Source organism: Pseudomonas sp. PDM19, assembly GCF_014852215.1.
In the GTDB taxonomy this organism is placed as follows: domain Bacteria; phylum Pseudomonadota; class Gammaproteobacteria; order Pseudomonadales; family Pseudomonadaceae; genus Pseudomonas.
Genome location: NZ_JACVBG010000001.1, coordinates 545,779 through 561,072 on the forward strand (window position 1 = coordinate 545,779; position 15,294 = coordinate 561,072).

General features: G+C 66.8%; 12 protein-coding genes. 5 read left to right on the forward strand and 7 right to left on the reverse strand.

Annotation, left to right across the window (positions count from 1 at the left end):
* Positions 1–52 precede the first annotated feature (52 nt).
* Positions 53–1,288, reverse strand: coding sequence for a multidrug efflux RND transporter periplasmic adaptor subunit MexE (gene mexE / locus IB273_RS02425; protein WP_192223124.1), 1,236 nt, complete (start codon positions 1,286–1,288; stop codon positions 53–55).
* Positions 1,289–1,544: 256 nt separating this feature from the next.
* Positions 1,545–2,459, reverse strand: a complete 915-nt coding sequence (locus IB273_RS02430; protein ID WP_017517481.1) for a LysR family transcriptional regulator — start codon at positions 2,457–2,459, stop codon at positions 1,545–1,547.
* Positions 2,460–2,772: 313 nt separating this feature from the next.
* Between IB273_RS02430 and IB273_RS02435 the strand changes: the two genes are divergently transcribed.
* The 3 genes from IB273_RS02435 to IB273_RS02445 all read left to right on the forward strand — a co-directional run bounded on the left by IB273_RS02435 (position 2,773) and on the right by IB273_RS02445 (position 6,946).
* Positions 2,773–3,792, forward strand: a complete 1,020-nt coding sequence (locus IB273_RS02435; protein ID WP_081516799.1) for a zinc-dependent alcohol dehydrogenase family protein — start codon at positions 2,773–2,775, stop codon at positions 3,790–3,792.
* Between the two features lie 440 nt (positions 3,793–4,232).
* Entirely contained in the window at positions 4,233–4,691 is a 459-nt protein-coding gene (locus IB273_RS02440) for a (2Fe-2S)-binding protein (protein WP_081516800.1), read from the forward strand.
* An 11-nt stretch (positions 4,692–4,702) separates the two neighbouring features.
* A complete protein-coding gene (locus IB273_RS02445; protein ID WP_192223125.1) occupies positions 4,703–6,946 on the forward strand; it encodes a xanthine dehydrogenase family protein molybdopterin-binding subunit in 2,244 nt (747 codons plus the stop codon).
* 55 nt (positions 6,947–7,001) lie between these two features.
* On the opposite strand, the gene ptrC is transcribed toward IB273_RS02445, so the two are convergent.
* On the reverse strand, positions 7,002–7,193 hold the full coding sequence (gene ptrC, locus IB273_RS02450; protein WP_081516802.1) for a type III secretion system co-regulatory protein PtrC: 192 nt from the start codon (positions 7,191–7,193) through the stop codon (positions 7,002–7,004).
* A gap of 207 nt (positions 7,194–7,400) precedes the next feature.
* Between ptrC and IB273_RS02455 the strand changes: the two genes are divergently transcribed.
* On the forward strand, positions 7,401–7,736 hold the full coding sequence (locus IB273_RS02455; RefSeq protein ID WP_192223126.1) for a ribonuclease E inhibitor RraB: 336 nt from the start codon (positions 7,401–7,403) through the stop codon (positions 7,734–7,736).
* 272 nt (positions 7,737–8,008) lie between these two features.
* On the opposite strand, the gene IB273_RS02460 is transcribed toward IB273_RS02455, so the two are convergent.
* The 4 genes from IB273_RS02460 to IB273_RS02475 form a co-directional block, all read right to left on the reverse strand.
* Positions 8,009–8,668, reverse strand: coding sequence for a DsbA family oxidoreductase (locus tag IB273_RS02460; protein ID WP_192211239.1), 660 nt, complete (start codon positions 8,666–8,668; stop codon positions 8,009–8,011).
* Between the two features lie 173 nt (positions 8,669–8,841).
* Positions 8,842–11,253: a TonB-dependent receptor gene (locus tag IB273_RS02465; protein WP_081516804.1), complete on the reverse strand. Its 2,412-nt coding sequence runs from the start codon at positions 11,251–11,253 to the stop codon at positions 8,842–8,844.
* 210 nt (positions 11,254–11,463) lie between these two features.
* Positions 11,464–12,399 carry a FecR domain-containing protein gene (locus tag IB273_RS02470; RefSeq protein ID WP_192223127.1) on the reverse strand — a complete coding sequence of 312 codons (936 nt, stop codon included), beginning with the start codon at positions 12,397–12,399 and terminating at the stop codon, positions 11,464–11,466.
* Positions 12,399–12,902: a sigma-70 family RNA polymerase sigma factor gene (locus IB273_RS02475; RefSeq protein ID WP_192223128.1), complete on the reverse strand. Its 504-nt coding sequence runs from the start codon at positions 12,900–12,902 to the stop codon at positions 12,399–12,401. The genes IB273_RS02470 and IB273_RS02475 overlap by 1 nt, the downstream gene beginning before the upstream one ends.
* Before the next feature lie 258 nt (positions 12,903–13,160).
* Between IB273_RS02475 and fusA the strand changes: the two genes are divergently transcribed.
* Entirely contained in the window at positions 13,161–15,269 is a 2,109-nt protein-coding gene (gene fusA / locus IB273_RS02480; RefSeq protein WP_192223129.1) for an elongation factor G, read from the forward strand.
* Positions 15,270–15,294 lie beyond the last annotated feature (25 nt).

The following is a 15,294-nucleotide window of genomic DNA, read 5'->3' on the forward strand; positions in this document are numbered from 1 at the left end:
GGCCCTGGTGGGACAGGGCCTGGTACATCAGTTCATGGATTACGGGTTGGGGTCAGCCGCGCGGCGCACCCGGCTTGGCCGATTTCTCGGCGACCTTCGGTGCCTCGAAGCTCTCCAGCGCGCGACGCTGGCTCTCGAGGTTGGCGAGGGTTTCCTTGCTGGCCATCTCGACACCCTGGGCATCGACCTGGGCGCCCGGGCGAACCCGTTGCAGGCCGTTGACCACGATGCGGTCGCCCTTCACCAGGCCGCTGCGGACGATGCGCAGGCCTTCGAGTTTCGGGCCCAGCTCGATACCGCGGTATTGCACCTTGCTGTCCTTGTCGAGCACCAGCACGAACTTCTTGCCCAGGTCCGTGCCGACCGCTTCGTCCTTGATCAGCGCGGCGGGGTAGGTGCCGCTGCCGACCAGCTTGATGCGGGCATACAGGCCGGGGGTGAACTGGTTGGCGTCGTTGTCGAACACGGCGCGGCCACGGATGGTGCCGGTCTTGGGGTTGACCTGGTTGTCGAGGAAGTCCAGGCGGCCCTGGTGGGGGAAGCCATCCTCGCCGGTCAGGCCCAGGTACACCGGGCTGGTGCCACGGGCGTCCGGGCCACCCTTGCGGGCGAGGTCGACGTACTTCAGGTAGACGCGCTCGTCGGCGTCGAAGTAGGCGTAGACCTTGTCGGTGGAAACCAGGGTGGTCAGCACGCTTTCGCCGCTGTTCACCAGGTTGCCGGCGGTGACCTCGGCGCGCGAGACGCGGCCGTCGATGGGCGCGGTGACCTGGGTGAACGACAGGTTCAGGCGGGCGTTGTCCAGTTCCGCCTGGGTCGCGGCGACCACGGCTTTCGCCTCGGTGGCGGCGGCGGTGCGGGCGTCGGCGAGTTCCGCGGAAATGGCATTGGTGGCGCGCAGGCGATCGCCACGGGAGGCTTCGTTGACGGTACGGGTCTGGTTGGCGCGAGCCTGTTGCAGCTGGGCCTCCAGGCGATGGACCTCGGCCTGGAACGGCCGCGGGTCGATCTGGAACAGCAGGTCGCCTTTCTTCACCAGCGCGCCTTCACGGAAGGCGACGCGGTCGATGTAGCCGGAGACGCGCGGACGCAGTTCGACGGACTCGGGAGCCTCCAGGCGGCCGGTGAACTCGTCCCATTCGTTGATCGGTTGTTCGATGACATCCGCCACGCTGACCTTGGGGGCGGCCATGTTCTGCGCCGCTTCCTGGCCCTTGCCGCAGGCGCTGAGAACCAGCACGGCGGCCAACGCCAACGGAATACGCAAGGTGTTCAGATTTCGCTCCATGGAAATACTCCGGCGATCTAATTGGTTTTGGGATTTCTGATGGAGCGGAGTCTGCGCAAGGGGGCGCCCGGGAACTAATCGAACGAGCAGATTTTGATTATCACGCGCAGTGATAAATGCTTTTGCACTATGCGCAGGAATAGATAGAAGGAGTGGGCACGGGGATTGCCGCGAGCGCGCGTTCCCCTGTAGGAGCGGGCCATGCCCGCGATCGCGCGCATGGCGCGCTCCTGCAGGTTGAATCGGTTGTCGGGTGTCAGAGACTGTCCGGATCACCCACGAACATGGTGATGCGCGAGCGCAGCCAGCGCTCGGCCGGGTCCTGGTCCTGGGCGCCGCGCCAGACCATGGACAGCTCGGCCAGGCGGGTGGGGAAGGGCGGCTCCTCGGCGCGCAGGCCGCCGGCGGCGGTCAGCGCCAGGGCCACGTATTCGGGCACGGTGGCGATGATGTCGGTGCCGGCCAGCAACTGGGCGAGGCCGACGAACTGCGGCACGGCCAGCACCACCTGGCGCTTGCGGTCCATCTCGGCGAGGGTCTGGTCGACGAAGCCGTCCAGGTCGCCGGCGTAGGACACCAGCGCGTGGGGCCGCGCGCAGTAGTCATCGAGGGTCAGCGCACCGGGGATCGAGTCGGCACGGAGGATCTTCCAGGTGCTGCGGCGCAGGGTCTTGCGCTTGGCGTTGGCCGGCAGCTCGTCGGTGTAGCTCACGCCTACGGAAATTTCCCCGGACGACAGCAGTTGCGGCATCAGCAGGTAGTTGGCGCGGCGCACCACCAGGGTGATCCCCGGCGCCTCGGAGCGCAGGCGGCGCAGCAGCGGCGGCAGCAGGCCGAACTCCACGTCATCGGACAGGCCGATGCGGAACACCGCCTTGCTGGTGGCCGGGTCGAAGTCGGCGGCGCGGCTCAGGGCGGTGGAAATGGAGTCCAGCGCCGGCGAGAGGTGGCCGAAGATTTCCTGCGCCCGCGCGGTAGGCTCCATGCTGCGCCCGGTGCGGACGAACAGCGGATCGTCGAACAGACCGCGCAGGCGCGCCAGGGCCGCACTGATCGCCGGCTGGCCGAGGAACAGCTTCTCGGCGGCGCGGGTCACGCTGCGTTCGTGCATCAGCGTCTCGAAAACGATCAACAGGTTGAGATCAACCTTGCGGAGGTCGTTGCGGTTCATAGGGACTCCCTGGCGATGGGGGAAAAGTGGGGCCGAGCGTGTCCTGAGTCAAGTCTGTCAGATAAGTCCTTGATCAATTTCCACTTTTTTAATGAGAATCTCGCCACGGCAGTGTGGTCAGACTCTGTAGGAACAGAGCCGCCCCGGTCCCTCCCGCAGCCCCGTCGCAGAGCCTTGCAGCCGCGTCGGACAAGGCTTTCAACGCGGGCCGAATCATCGGCGTTTATGTCAATTATCAATGGTGAACGGTGGCGTCACCCCTAAAGCCCGGATAGAGTCCGTGGCTATGAGCACTACTAAGGCGAGGTATGTGATGTCCCGCATGATCCGTTTCCACCAGTTCGGTGACGCCTCGGTCCTGAAGATCGAGGAAATGCCGACCCCGCAGCCGGGGCCGGGTGAAGTGCTGGTCCGTACCCAGGCACTGGGCGTCAGTTGGCGCGACGTGCTCTGGCGGCAGAACCTCGCCCCGGATCAGGCCAAGCTGCCGGCGGGCATCGGCTATGAACTCTCCGGCATCGTCGAAGCCGTGGGCGAGGGCGTTGAAGACCTCGAGCCCGGCGTGGCGGTGGCCAGTTTCCCGGCGAACTCGCCGAACCTGTACCCGGCCTGGGGCGACCACGTCATCGTGCCGCGCACCTCGCTGACCCGTTATCCCGAGGTGCTGACCCCGGTCGAAGCCGCCGTGCACTACACCGGCCTGCTGTATTCCTACTTCGCTCTGGTGGAGTTGGCGCAGATCAAGCCCGGCCAGCGCGTGCTGATCACCGAGGCCGGTCATTGCCTCGCCCCGCAGGCGGTGCAGTTGGCCAAGGCGCTCGGCGCCCAGGTGATCGCCACCACCAGTCACGAGGAAACCCGCGAGTTTCTGAAGGGCCTGGGTGCGGACAAGATCATCTACACCGAGGAGCAGGACCTGGTGCTGGAAGTCGAACGCTTCACCAAGGGTGAAGGCGTGGAGATCGTCCTCGACCAGTGCGCCGGCCCGCAGATGAAACTGCTGGGTGACGTCGCCGCGCCGCGCGGCAAGCTGATCCTCTACGGCATCAATGGCGGCAACGACGCAGCCTTCCCGGCCTGCGCGGCGTTCAAGAAGCACCTGCAGTTCTACCGCCACTGCGTGCTGGACTTCACCGGGCAACCGGAGATCGGCCTGACCCGCAACGACGAAGCCGTGCAACGGGCGCTGACCGCGATCAACCAGATGACCGCCGACCAGCTGCTCAAGCCGAGCATTGACCGGGTGTTCGATTTCGCCCAGTACCGCGACGCCAACTACTACATGGAAACCTGCCCGGGCGGCGGCCGTGTGGTGATGAAGATGCCGGAGTGATCCGTCATCGGTAGCTGAAAAAGCCACTCTTCGGAGTGGCTTTTTTGTGCGCGCCCATTATCGCTACCCCGGCGACGGTTAAAGGCTTGCTGAAATGTAGGATGGGTGGAGCCTAGGCGATACCCATGCTGTCGCCGCGCAGGATTGATGGGTATCGCTGCGCTCCACGCCATCCTGCGAGAAGCAGCATGGGTTTTCCGAGTTGTACTCGTCCGCCGCAAAGCTTCGGAGTAGAGGCCTCTATACACCGCCATATCCCCCGCAGTATCAGGCAAGCCTCGGGAGAACCAGGCAAACCGCTCGGCGCCTTCCTCGCGTATCGTCGCGGCACCTGCCAGCCGCTGCGCCTAGGCTGAATCCATTGCGTGCCGGAGCCGCTGCGCTTGGCTCCCTTTCAAGACCCTGTTTTTTATCACCCAGTGAAAGAGGTGAAATTCCTGATGATTACCGTGAACCTGAACGGCAAGGACCACGAGCTCGACGCCCCCGGTGAGATGCCGCTGCTCTGGGCCATCCGCGACGTCGCCGGGCTGACCGGCACCAAGTACGGCTGCGGCATGGCGCTGTGCGGCGCCTGCACCGTGCACATCGACGGCCAGCCGACGCGCTCCTGCGTCACCCCGCTGGCGGCGGTGGCCGGCAAGAAGATCACCACCATCGAGGCGGTGGCCGAGCAGGCCGCCGGCAAGGCGGTGCAGGAGGCCTGGCGCAAGCTCGACGTGGTGCAGTGCGGCTACTGTCAGTCCGGGCAGATCATGTCGGCCACTGCGCTGCTGGCTTCGAACAAGAAGCCCAGCGACGCCGACATCGACGCCGCCATGAGCGGCAACATCTGCCGCTGCGCCACCTATGCGCGGATCCGCGCGGCCATCCACGACGCCGCCCAGACCCTGGCTTGAGGACCGAAGTCATGCTCGAACCCCGTACCGACGAACAGCCGGCGCAGCCCGGCAGCATCCTCAACGTCAGCCGCCGCGGCTTCCTGCGTGGCGCTGGCGGCCTGGCCCTGGGTATCTATTTCGCGCCGCTGCTGGGCAAGCTGGGCGACGCCCAGGCGGCCAGCGATTTCGAGGCCAACGCTTTCGTGCGCATCGCCCCGGACGGCACCGTCACCGTGATCGCCAAGCATGTGGAAATGGGCCAGGGCAGCTACACCGGCCTGGCCACGCTGGTGGCCGAGGAACTGGACGCCGACTGGAGCCACGTGCAGGTCGAAGGCGCGCCCGCCGACGCCAAGCGCTACGCCAACCTGGCCTTCGGCAACCTGCAGGGCACCGGCGGCAGCAACGCCATGGCCAACTCCTTCGAGCAGATGCGCAAGGCCGGCGCCAGCGCCCGCGCCATGCTGGTCGGCGCAGCGGCGGAACAGTGGAAGGTGCCGGCGGCGCAGATCGAAGTGCACGACGGCGTCGTCACCCATCCGGCTTCCGGGCGCAAGGCCGGCTTCGGCGAACTGGCCGAGGCGGCGGCGAAGCAGCCGGTGCCGGCGGACGTGAAACTCAAGGACCCGAAGGACTTCAAGCTGATCGGCCAGGTGAAGCTGCCACGCAAGGACAGCCCCTCGAAGACCGATGGCACCGCGCAGTTCACCCAGGACGTACACCTGCCCGACATGCTGGTGGCCGTGGTTGCCCATCCGCCGCGCTTCGGTGGCGTGCCGGCGAAAGTCGATGCGAGCAAGGCCAAGGCCGTGCCCGGCGTGGTCGACGTGGTGCAGTTCCCCGGCAGCGAGCGGCGTTTCGCCGGCGTCGCGGTGCTGGCGAAGAACACCTGGGCCGCGCGCCAGGGCAGTGACGCGCTGCAGGTCGAGTGGGACGAGAGCAAGGCCTTCAAGATGGGCAGCAAGGAAATCTTCGCCCAGTACCGCGACATGGCCAGCAAGCCAGGCCTGGTGGCGCGCAACGAAGGTGACATCGGCAAGGCGCTGGAGAAACCGGCGCACCTGATCGAGGCGGAATACCAGTTCCCCTATCTTGCCCACGCGGCCATGGAGCCGCTGAACTGTGTGGTCTTCCTCAAGGAAGACGGCTGCCAGATCTGGAACGGCGAGCAGTGGCAGACCGGCGACCAGATGTCGGTGGCGCAGCTGCTGGGCATGCCGCCCGAGCAGGTGAGCATCACCCAGCTATACGCCGGCGGCAGCTTCGGCCGCCGTGCCAATCCGCATTCGGACTACGTGCTGGAGGCGGTCGCCATTGCCAAGGCGGCCCGCGAGCAGGGCGTGAAGGTGCCGATCAAGATGGTCTGGACCCGCGAGGACGACACCCGCGCCGGCTACTACCGTCCGGCCTTCCTGCACCGCGCGCGGCTGGCGGTGGATGCCCAGGGCAACCTGGTGGGCTGGGAGCAGCGGCTGGTGGGGCAATCCTTCATCGTCGGCACGCCGTTCGAGAAGTTCATGGTCAAGGACGGTGTCGACAAGATCGCCGTCGAGGGCGCCGCCGATCTGCCTTACGCCGTGCCGAATCTGCGCGTCGAACAGGCGCTGGCGGAGAACGTCACGGTGCCGACCCAGTGGTGGCGTTCGGTGGGCCATACCCACACGGCGTTCTCCACCGAGACCCTGGTCGACGAAGCGGCCATTGCTGCCAAGCAGGACCCGTACGAGTTCCGCCGCAAGCTGCTGGAAAAGCACCCGCGTCATCGTGGCGCGCTGGAGCTGGTGGCGCAGCGGGCGAACTGGCTGGCGCCGCTGGAAAAGGGCAAGGACGGCGAACAGCGCGGTCGCGGGATCGCCGTGCACGAGTCGTTCGGCAGCTTCGTCGCCCAGGTGGTCGAGGTGACTTATAAGGCCGACAAGAGCTTCAAGGTGGACCGCGTGGTCTGCGCGGTGGACTGCGGCCTGGCGATCAACCCGGACGTGATCAAGGCGCAGATGGAGGGAGGCATCGGCTTCGCCCTGTCGGCGGCGCTGCACAGCGCCATCACGCTGACCGACGGCAAGGTCGACCAGTCCAACTTCCACGACTTCCAGGTGCTGCGCATCAACGAGATGCCGGTAGTGGAGGTGCACATCGTGCCGTCCGCCGAACCGCCGACCGGTGTCGGTGAGCCCGGCGTGCCGCCCCTGGCGCCGGCGCTGGCCAACGCGCTGTTCGCGGCGACCGGCAAGCGTATCCGCACGCTACCGATCGGCAATCAGTTGCAGGCGTGAGGTTCTAAGCCTGAAGCAATAGCCCCGCGAATGCGGGGCTATTGCTTTGCAGGGTCTACGCTGAAAGAACCGCCGGGGCCTGCTCGCAGATCAGTTCGCGCAGCGCCCGGCGTTCGGCTGGCGGCGTGGCGGCACGGAGCAGGGCGAGGCCACCGTCCTCGTCGGGGATGGCGATTTCGGTCTCGAAGTGCAGTTGCACCTCGTCCAGGGTGATATAGGTGATGCGGTAGGCCTCGGTGCTGTGCATGGTCGCAGGCTCGATGAGGGGAGGGCGCAGGCCCGATGGACACATCCTCGCGCCAGGCGGGCAAGCTCGGAAGTGAAACGCCGTGATGGTGAACATCACGAAAGGCGATGGTGCCGGCGAGATTTTCCGGCAGTTGTCATGCAGGACGGGTATCCTGCGCGGGCGTGCCCACACCGGGCACTTTGTAAATCGAATTGGAGCAGTGACATGAGCCGCGACAAGCAGCTTTTCCCGGAAGACGAAATCGGCGATGCCCTGTGGGCCCTGCAGGAAGACGGCGAAGACCTCTCCCTTGAGCATGAGGTGGAGTTCGCGGTGATCTTCCCGGACGAGCAGTCCGCCCTGGACTTCGCCATCATGCTGCTGCAGAACGGGCAGAAGGTGGCGTACTCCGAGTACGACGGCAACGACAAGCTGCCCTGGCAGGTCCTGGCCTACCCGGTGATGGAGCTCTCCCACGAGCACATCAGCGGCTACGTGGCGCTGCTGTCCGAGCACTCCGCTGACCTGGGCGGTCAGATGGACGGCTGGTCGGCGCTCTGATCGGCTGATGCTGCACGAAAAACGGCGCCTTCGGGCGCCGTTTTTCTTTGGTGGTAAATGCAGGCGGGCGGCCCTTGCAGGGCGCATAACGCGCCAGCGTTATCCGCCGTGCGGGTGCCGGCGGATAACCTGTTCCAGGTTATGCGCCCTACGGTCCTGCAGTCCTTCGCGGATAATGTCCGCTCCTACAGGGGAGCACCGCGTTCGCAGGAAACGACCGTGCCAAATGAAAAGACCCGCGCGAAGCGGGCCTTTTCACTGCGGAGGAAGGCTCACTCCGGCAACGGTGCATTACGCGCCACCTGGCGCAGCGCCTGCTCGTAGTAGTCGGTGCTCTGCGCCCCGGAGATCAGCTGGCGACCATTGAGGATCACTGCCGGCACCGCGCGGATGCCATGGCTGGTGTAGAAATCCTCCTCGGCCACCACCTCGTCGGCGTAGGCGTCGCTGTCGAGGATTTCCCGCGCGCGCACCGCGTCCAGGCCGACGCTGACGGCCACTTCCAGCAGCACTTCCGGGTCGCTCGGGTCGCGCCCTTCGCCGAAGTAGGCGTGCAGCAGCGCCTGCTTCAGGGCGATGTCGCGGTGCGATTCACCCGCCCAGTGCAGCAGGCGGTGGGCGTCGAAGGTGTTGTAGATGCGGCTGCGCTTCTTCAGGTCGAAGTGCACGCCGACTTCCTCGCCCATGGAGCGCAGGTGCTCCTGATTGCGGGCGATGTCCTCGGCACTGCTGCCGTACTTGCGCTGCAGGTGCTCCACCAGGTCTTCCCCTTCGGCGGGCATGTCGGCATTCAGCTCGAAGGGCTTGATGCGCAGTTCCACGGTCAGTTCGCCGTCTACCCGGCGGATGGCGGCCAACAGGCCGTTGAGGCCGATGGCGCACCAGGGGCAGACCACGTCAGAGACGAAATCGATGGTGATGGCGTCGCTCATGGGGCGAACTCCGGCAATTGGGCGAGCTTCCAGCATGGACCCGGAAGGGCGTTTCGATCCAGTGGCGAGACGGCCGGGAGTGCTTTTCGCCTGATTGCCGGGGGCCTGCACCGCCGGGCTGAAGCGCCGGCGGCGGGGGGATGGGGTGCGACTTCCTTGTCGCGATGGGGAAATCAGAAGTCGACGGTCATCGACAGCTTCAGGGTGCGCGGGTCGCCCTGGGTCAGGTAGCCGCCGATGGTGGAGGCCCAGTACGACTTGTTGGCGACGTTTTCCAGGTTGGCGCGCAGGGTCACGTCGCGCTCGTCCACCTTGAAGGCGTAGCGGGCGCCGAGGTCGAAGCGGGTCCAGGCCGGGATGCTCAGGTCGTTGGCCGCGTCCAGGTATTGACCGCCGGTGCGCAGCACGCGGCCGTTGAGGGCGGCGCCCTGGATGCCGGGGACGTCCCAGTCGGCGCCCAGGTTGTACTGGAAGGTCGGCACGCCCACGGCACGGTTGCCGTCGGTCTTGCCGCCGGCAGTGTTCTTCAGCTCGGTGTCGATCCAGGTGCCACCGGCCAGCAGGCGCAGGCCGTCGACCGGTTCGCCGAAGACGTTCAGTTCGATGCCGCGGTTCTCCTGCTCACCGTCGACGCTGAAGATCTTCGAGTCCGGGTCGGTGGTGCTGAACGGCTGCTCGATGCGGTAGAAGGCCAGGTTGCCGCCGTAGCTGCCGAAGTCCAGCTTGGCGCCCACTTCCACCTGCTTGGAGCGGTTCGGCGCGAAGACTTCGCCGAAGTTCGAAGCGCTGCTGGGTGCGGTCGGGCCGGCGGCCAGACCTTCGATGCGGTTGGCGTAGAGCGACAGGTACTCGGTGGGTTTCACCACCAGGCCGTAGACCGGCGTGGTGATGGACTCGTCGTAGCTGGCGGTGCGCTTGCCGACGTAGTTCCAGCCGTCGGTGCCGATGCTCTGGCGGCGCACGCCGACGGTCAGCAGCACGCGGTCATCGAGGAAGCCCAGGGTATCGGCGGCGGCCACGCTCCTGTTCAGCGTCTTGCCGACGATGCCAGGGTCGCTGTAGTCGCCGCCGGCCAGGGTCGGCGCGGGCTTGGGCGTCTGCACCGGGTTGTAGAGGTCGGTCGGGTAGCGCTTGGTGGTCATGGTGTAGGCGCTGCGCTGTTCGGCCCAGATGCCGGCGACGCTGAGGTTCATCTGGTGGCTGACCGGGCCGGTGGCGAAGTGGCCATTGAGGCCGGCCATGGCGCTCTTGTTGTCCTCGTCGTGGGTGGCGTCCATCATGCCGCCCCCCGCGTCGCCGCTGTTGTCGTTGAGGGTCAGCGCGGAGTAGGCGCCGTTCTCGCGGGTGTGCTTGGCGCCACCGGAGAGGTAGGCCGTCCAGTTGTCATTGAGGTCGTACTCGGCGCGGAACATGCCGAAGGTGTCTTCCAGCTGCGAGTAGCTCCAGGACTGGCCGTAGTTGTGGTCGGCATCCGGGGCGTGGGGGATGCTGGTGACACCGCTGCCGACGTAGACCACCGGGCGGCCCTGGTTGATGCGCTGCTTCTGGTAGCCGAAGTCGGTGTTCAGGCGCAGGCGCTCGCCACGGTAGTCGAGGTTGACGGTGGCCAGCTTGTAGCGCTGGTTCTCGTCGTCGACGCCGGTCTCGCCCTCGCGCTGGGCCAGGTTGACCCGTGCGCCGAAGCGGTTGTCCTCGCCGAAGCGCTGGCCGAGGTCGAGGTGCTCGCCGATCTGGTTGTCGCTGCCGTAGCCCAGGGTCACGCTGCGGGTGGGGGTGTCCTCGGCGCGCTTGGTCTGCAGGTTGACCGCGCCGCCGATGCCGCTGCCGCTGGGCGTCACGCCGTTGATGAAGGCGTTGGGGCCCTTGAACAGCTCGACGCGCTCCAGCGACTCGGTGCCGATGATCTGCCGCGGGGTGACGCCGTACAGGCCGTTGAGCGAGACATCGTCGGTGCTCAGCGGCAGGCCGCGGATGACGAAGATCTGCGAGAAGTTGCCGTAGCCGTTGCCCTGGCGCACCGAGGCGTCGTTGAGCAGTACGTCGCCGACGGTCTGCGCCTGGGTGTCCTGGATGGTCTTGGCGGTGTAGCTGGCGAAGCTGAAGGGCACGTCCTGGATATCCTGGTTGCCCATCATGCCCAGTTGCGCGCCCCGTGCGACCTGGCCGCCGGTATAGGCGGGCGGCAGGTCACCGGGTTGCCGGGCGGCGCCGCTGACGGTGGTGGCGTCCATTTCCAGGGCGCCGCTGTCATCGGGGGCGGCCTCCACGCCGTAGCCACTGCTCTTGCGCACCAGGCGGTAGCCGCTGCCTTCAAGCAACTGCTCCAGGCCCTGCTCGGGGGCGAAGCTGCCTTTCAGGCCCGCGCTCTGCTGGCGGTTCAGCGCCTGCGCCTCGAACGCCAGCGGCACGCCGGCCTGGGCGGCGAAGCGCGCCAGCACCTCGCCCAGCGGGCCGGGGGCGATGTCGTACTGGCGCTGCTGGCTGGCGGCTTCGGCGGCCAGGCTGGGCAGCACGACGCCGCCGGTCAGGGCCAGGCCGACGGCCAGGGCGAGGGAGTGCGGGCGGAGGCGGGAGCGGAGGAGCATGGAGTGTTCCTGTCGGCGAATGGAGGTTGTCTTCCTCTTCACCGGGCGAAGTCGAAAAAGGTGTCAGGGGTGGGCGAAAAAATTTCAGAGAGGCCATTTGTAGGATGGCGTGGAGCGCAGCGATACCCATCGGCTCGTGCGGAAACAGCAGGGGTATCGTTTAGGCTCCTCCCATCCTGCAAAGGTGCTGATGGCGAGGACGGTTGGCAGTCACGCCGGCTCCACCGTGACCCAGTAGCGCGTCATCCGCCGCAGCTTCACCGGCAGCATGTCCGCCAGCAGCGCGAGGCCGGCGTCGCTGTCGCCCAGTGGGATCGCCCCGGTCACGCGCAGGTTCGCCAGGCGCGGGTCGCAGCGCAGGAAGCCGCTGCGGTAGCGGCCCAGCTCGCCCAGCAGGTCGTCCAGGCGCATGCCCTGGGCCAGCAGCATGCCGTTTTCCCAGGCGCTGGCGTTGGCATCCGCTGTCTGCAGCGGCTGGAAGCCCTGCGCGCCGAACACCAGTTGCTGGCCGGTGCCGACTGTCTGGCTCGCATAGCCCGGCAGCTCGACGCTGACCTCCTTGTCGAGCACCGCGACGCGGCATGCATCGCCCAGGTCGCGCAGGCTGAAACGTGCGGCCGGGGTGCGCAGCTGGCCGTGGCGGCTGTCGACGAGGAAGGGGCGCGGGTCGGGCAGGGCGTCGACGAGGATTTCGCCTTCGAGCAGGCTCAGGCGCCTTTCGCGGGCGTTGAAGGCCACGTTCACCGCGCTGTCGGTATTCAGGGTCAGCTGGCTGCCGTCGGGCAGGCGCAGGTGCTTGCGCTCGCCCACGGCGGTGCGCAGGTCGGCGTTCCATTCCGCCCAGGGCAGCTGCCGCGCTGCCAGCCAGGCGGCCGGCGCCACGGCCATCAGCACGCCCAGGCGGTTGAGCATCTGCCGGCGGCTCAGGCCGCTGCGTTGCAGGCTCTGCCGGCCAAGGCCCGGCGGCAGCTGGCGCAGGCCCAGCAGGGCTTCGGCGCGGCGCCAGGCTTCGGCGTGTTGAGCGCTGCGCGCGCGCCATTGCTCGATGGCCTGCAGGTCGGCGCTACTGGCCGGGTGTTCGTTGAGGCGCACCAGCCAGTCGGCGGCTTCGCCGAGGATGCCGGGGTCCAGCGGTTGCTCGCGCATCAGGCGATGCTCAGGCAGGCGACGAAGCCGGCGCGCATGTAGCGCTTTACGCTGGCCAGGGAGATGCCCAGCTGCCCGGCGATCACCAGGTAGGTCAGGCCATCCAGTTGCGACAGCAGGAAGGCCTCGCGGGTCAGTGCCGGCAGCTCGCTCAGGGCGGCATCGATGCGCTCCAGCGCTTCGAGGATCAGCTCGCGGGTTTCCGGGCCGGGCGCCTGCTCTTCGGGCAGCGCGGCGACGCTTTCCAGATAGGCGCGTTCGATCTCCTGACGCCGCCAGCGGTCCACCAGCAGGCCCTTGGCGATGTGGGTGAGGAGGGCGCGCGGGCGCTCGCCGAGGTCCTCCAGCGGCCGCCGCAGCAGGCGCAGGAAGGTGTCATGGGCGAGGTCGGCGGCATCCCAGGCGTTGCCCAGCCTGCCGCGCAGCCACTGCTGGAGCCAGCCGTTGTGCTCGTTGTAGAGGGTGTGCAGATGCTGCGGGGACGGGGTTTCGACGAGGGCCACAGTGTGTGCGTCAGGTTTTCATTTGAGAATGCCTATCATTTTATGGTTTTCCCGCCGCATAGCGCAATGGCACGGCGGCGCAGCCGGTCGGACGACACCGCCCGCGACCCTCCGACACTGGAATTGCCACGAAGACGCGCTACCTTGAGCCTGTTGCGCTCAGAAATTTCTGACGCCGCACTTCCTCTCGCCGTCCCGCGCAGGCAACGGACCCGCAGCAGCAGGCCCGGCAGTCACCCAGCAGATACGGAGCACACCATGGCTCGCACCACGCCCATCGAGCTTTACCGCAACATCGGCATCGTCGCCCACGTCGACGCCGGCAAGACCACGACAACCGAGCGCATCCTTTTCTACACCGGTGTGAACCACAAGATGGGCGAGGTGCACGACGGCGCGGCGACCATGGACTGGATGGTGCAGGAACAGGAGCGCGGCATCACCATCACCTCGGCGGCCACCACGGCGTTCTGGCAGGGCTCCTCCAAGCAGTACCCCAACAAGTACCGCTTCAACATCATCGACACCCCCGGCCACGTGGACTTCACCATCGAGGTGGAACGCTCCCTGCGCGTGCTCGACGGCGCGGTGGTGGTGTTCAGCGGCGCCGATGGTGTCGAGCCGCAATCCGAGACGGTCTGGCGCCAGGCCAACAAGTACCACGTGCCGCGCCTGGCCTACGTCAACAAGATGGACCGCCAGGGCGCCGACTTCCTCCGCGTGGTGGCGCAGATCAAGCAGCGCCTGGGGCATACCCCGGTGCCGATCCAGCTGGCCATCGGCTCGGAGGAAACCTTCGCCGGGCAGATCGACCTGGTGAAGATGAAGGCCATCGTCTGGAACGACGCCGACCAGGGCACCAGCTACACCGAGGAACCCATCCCGGCCGAACTGCAGGCGCTGGCGGACGAGTGGCGCGCACACATGGTCGAGGCCGCGGCCGAAGCCAACGACGACCTGATGAACAAGTACCTCGAAGGCCAGGAACTGACCATCGAGGAGATCAAGGCCGGCCTGCGCCAGCGCACCCTGGCCAACCAGATCGTCCCGGCGGTGCTGGGTTCCTCGTTCAAGAACAAGGGCGTGCCGCTGGTGCTCGACGCGGTGATCGACTACCTGCCGGCGCCCACGGAAATCCCCGCGATCAACGGCACCGATCCGGACGACGAAGAGAAGCACCTGGAGCGTCAAGCCGACGACAGCGAGCCGTTCTCCGCGCTCGCCTTCAAGATCGCCACCGACCCCTTCGTCGGCACCCTGACCTTCGCCCGTGTCTATTCCGGCGTACTGAGCAGCGGCGACGCTGTGCTCAACTCGGTAAAGATCAAGAAGGAGCGCGTCGGCCGCATGGTGCAGATGCACGCCAACCAGCGCGAAGAGATCAAGGAAGTGCGCGCCGGCGACATCGCCGCGCTGATCGGCATGAAGGACGTCACCACCGGCGACACCCTGTGCTCCATCGACAAGCCGATCATCCTCGAGCGCATGGACTTCCCCGATCCGGTGATCTCCGTGGCCGTGGAACCCAAGACCAAGGCCGACCAGGAGAAGATGGGCATCGCCCTGTCCAAGCTGGCCCAGGAAGACCCCTCGTTCCGCGTGAAAACCGATGAGGAAACCGGCCAGACCATCATCTCCGGCATGGGCGAGTTGCACCTGGACATCATCGTCGACCGCATGCGCCGCGAGTTCAACGTCGAGGCCAACATCGGCAAGCCGCAGGTGGCCTACCGCGAGGCGATCCGCAGGAAGTGCGAGATCGAAGGCAAGTTCGTCCGCCAGTCCGGTGGCCGTGGCCAGTTCGGCCACTGCTGGATTCGCTTCGAGCCGGGCGACGAGGGCAAGGACGGGCTGGAGTTCGTCAACGAGGTGGTCGGCGGCGTGATCCCGCGCGAGTTCATCCCGGCGATCCAGAAGGGCATCGAGGAGCAGATGCAGAACGGCGTGCTCGCCGGCTACCCGCTGATCGGCCTGAAGGCCTCGGTGTTCGACGGCTCCTACCACGACGTCGACTCCAGCGAGATGGCGTTCAAGATCGCCGCTTCCATGGCCACCAAGCAGCTCTCGCAGAAGGGCGGCGCGGTGCTGCTTGAGCCGGTGATGAAGGTCGAGGTGGTGACGCCGGAGGATTACATGGGCGACGTAATGGGCGACCTCAACCGCCGGCGCGGACTGATCCAGGGCATGGAAGACACCCCGGCGGGCAAGGTCATCCGCGCCGAGGTGCCGCTGGGCGAGATGTTCGGCTACGCCACGGACGTGCGTTCGATGTCCCAGGGGCGGGCGAGCTATTCGATGGAGTTCACCAAGTACGCCGAGGCGCCGGCGAACATCGCCGAGGCGATCATCAAGAAGTCCCAGGGGTGAGTTGTTCCTGAACCGATAACGGCGC

Excerpts from the sequence above, each read along its gene's own strand:
- ptrC (WP_081516802.1), bottom strand. The coding sequence starts at position 7,193 with ATGCACAGCACCGAGGCCTACCGCATCACCTATATCACCCTGGACGAG.
- IB273_RS02430 (WP_017517481.1), bottom strand. The coding sequence starts at position 2,459 with ATGAACCGCAACGACCTCCGCAAGGTTGATCTCAACCTGTTGATCGTT.
- IB273_RS02460 (WP_192211239.1), bottom strand. The coding sequence starts at position 8,668 with ATGAGCGACGCCATCACCATCGATTTCGTCTCTGACGTGGTCTGCCCC.
- IB273_RS02440 (WP_081516800.1), top strand. The coding sequence starts at position 4,233 with ATGATTACCGTGAACCTGAACGGCAAGGACCACGAGCTCGACGCCCCC.
- IB273_RS02465 (WP_081516804.1), bottom strand. The coding sequence starts at position 11,253 with ATGCTCCTCCGCTCCCGCCTCCGCCCGCACTCCCTCGCCCTGGCCGTC.
- IB273_RS02435 (WP_081516799.1), top strand. The coding sequence starts at position 2,773 with ATGTCCCGCATGATCCGTTTCCACCAGTTCGGTGACGCCTCGGTCCTG.
- IB273_RS02470 (WP_192223127.1), bottom strand. The coding sequence starts at position 12,399 with ATGCGCGAGCAACCGCTGGACCCCGGCATCCTCGGCGAAGCCGCCGAC.
- mexE (WP_192223124.1), bottom strand. The coding sequence starts at position 1,288 with ATGGAGCGAAATCTGAACACCTTGCGTATTCCGTTGGCGTTGGCCGCC.
- IB273_RS02445 (WP_192223125.1), top strand. The coding sequence starts at position 4,703 with ATGCTCGAACCCCGTACCGACGAACAGCCGGCGCAGCCCGGCAGCATC.
- fusA (WP_192223129.1), top strand. The coding sequence starts at position 13,161 with ATGGCTCGCACCACGCCCATCGAGCTTTACCGCAACATCGGCATCGTC.
- IB273_RS02455 (WP_192223126.1), top strand. The coding sequence starts at position 7,401 with ATGAGCCGCGACAAGCAGCTTTTCCCGGAAGACGAAATCGGCGATGCC.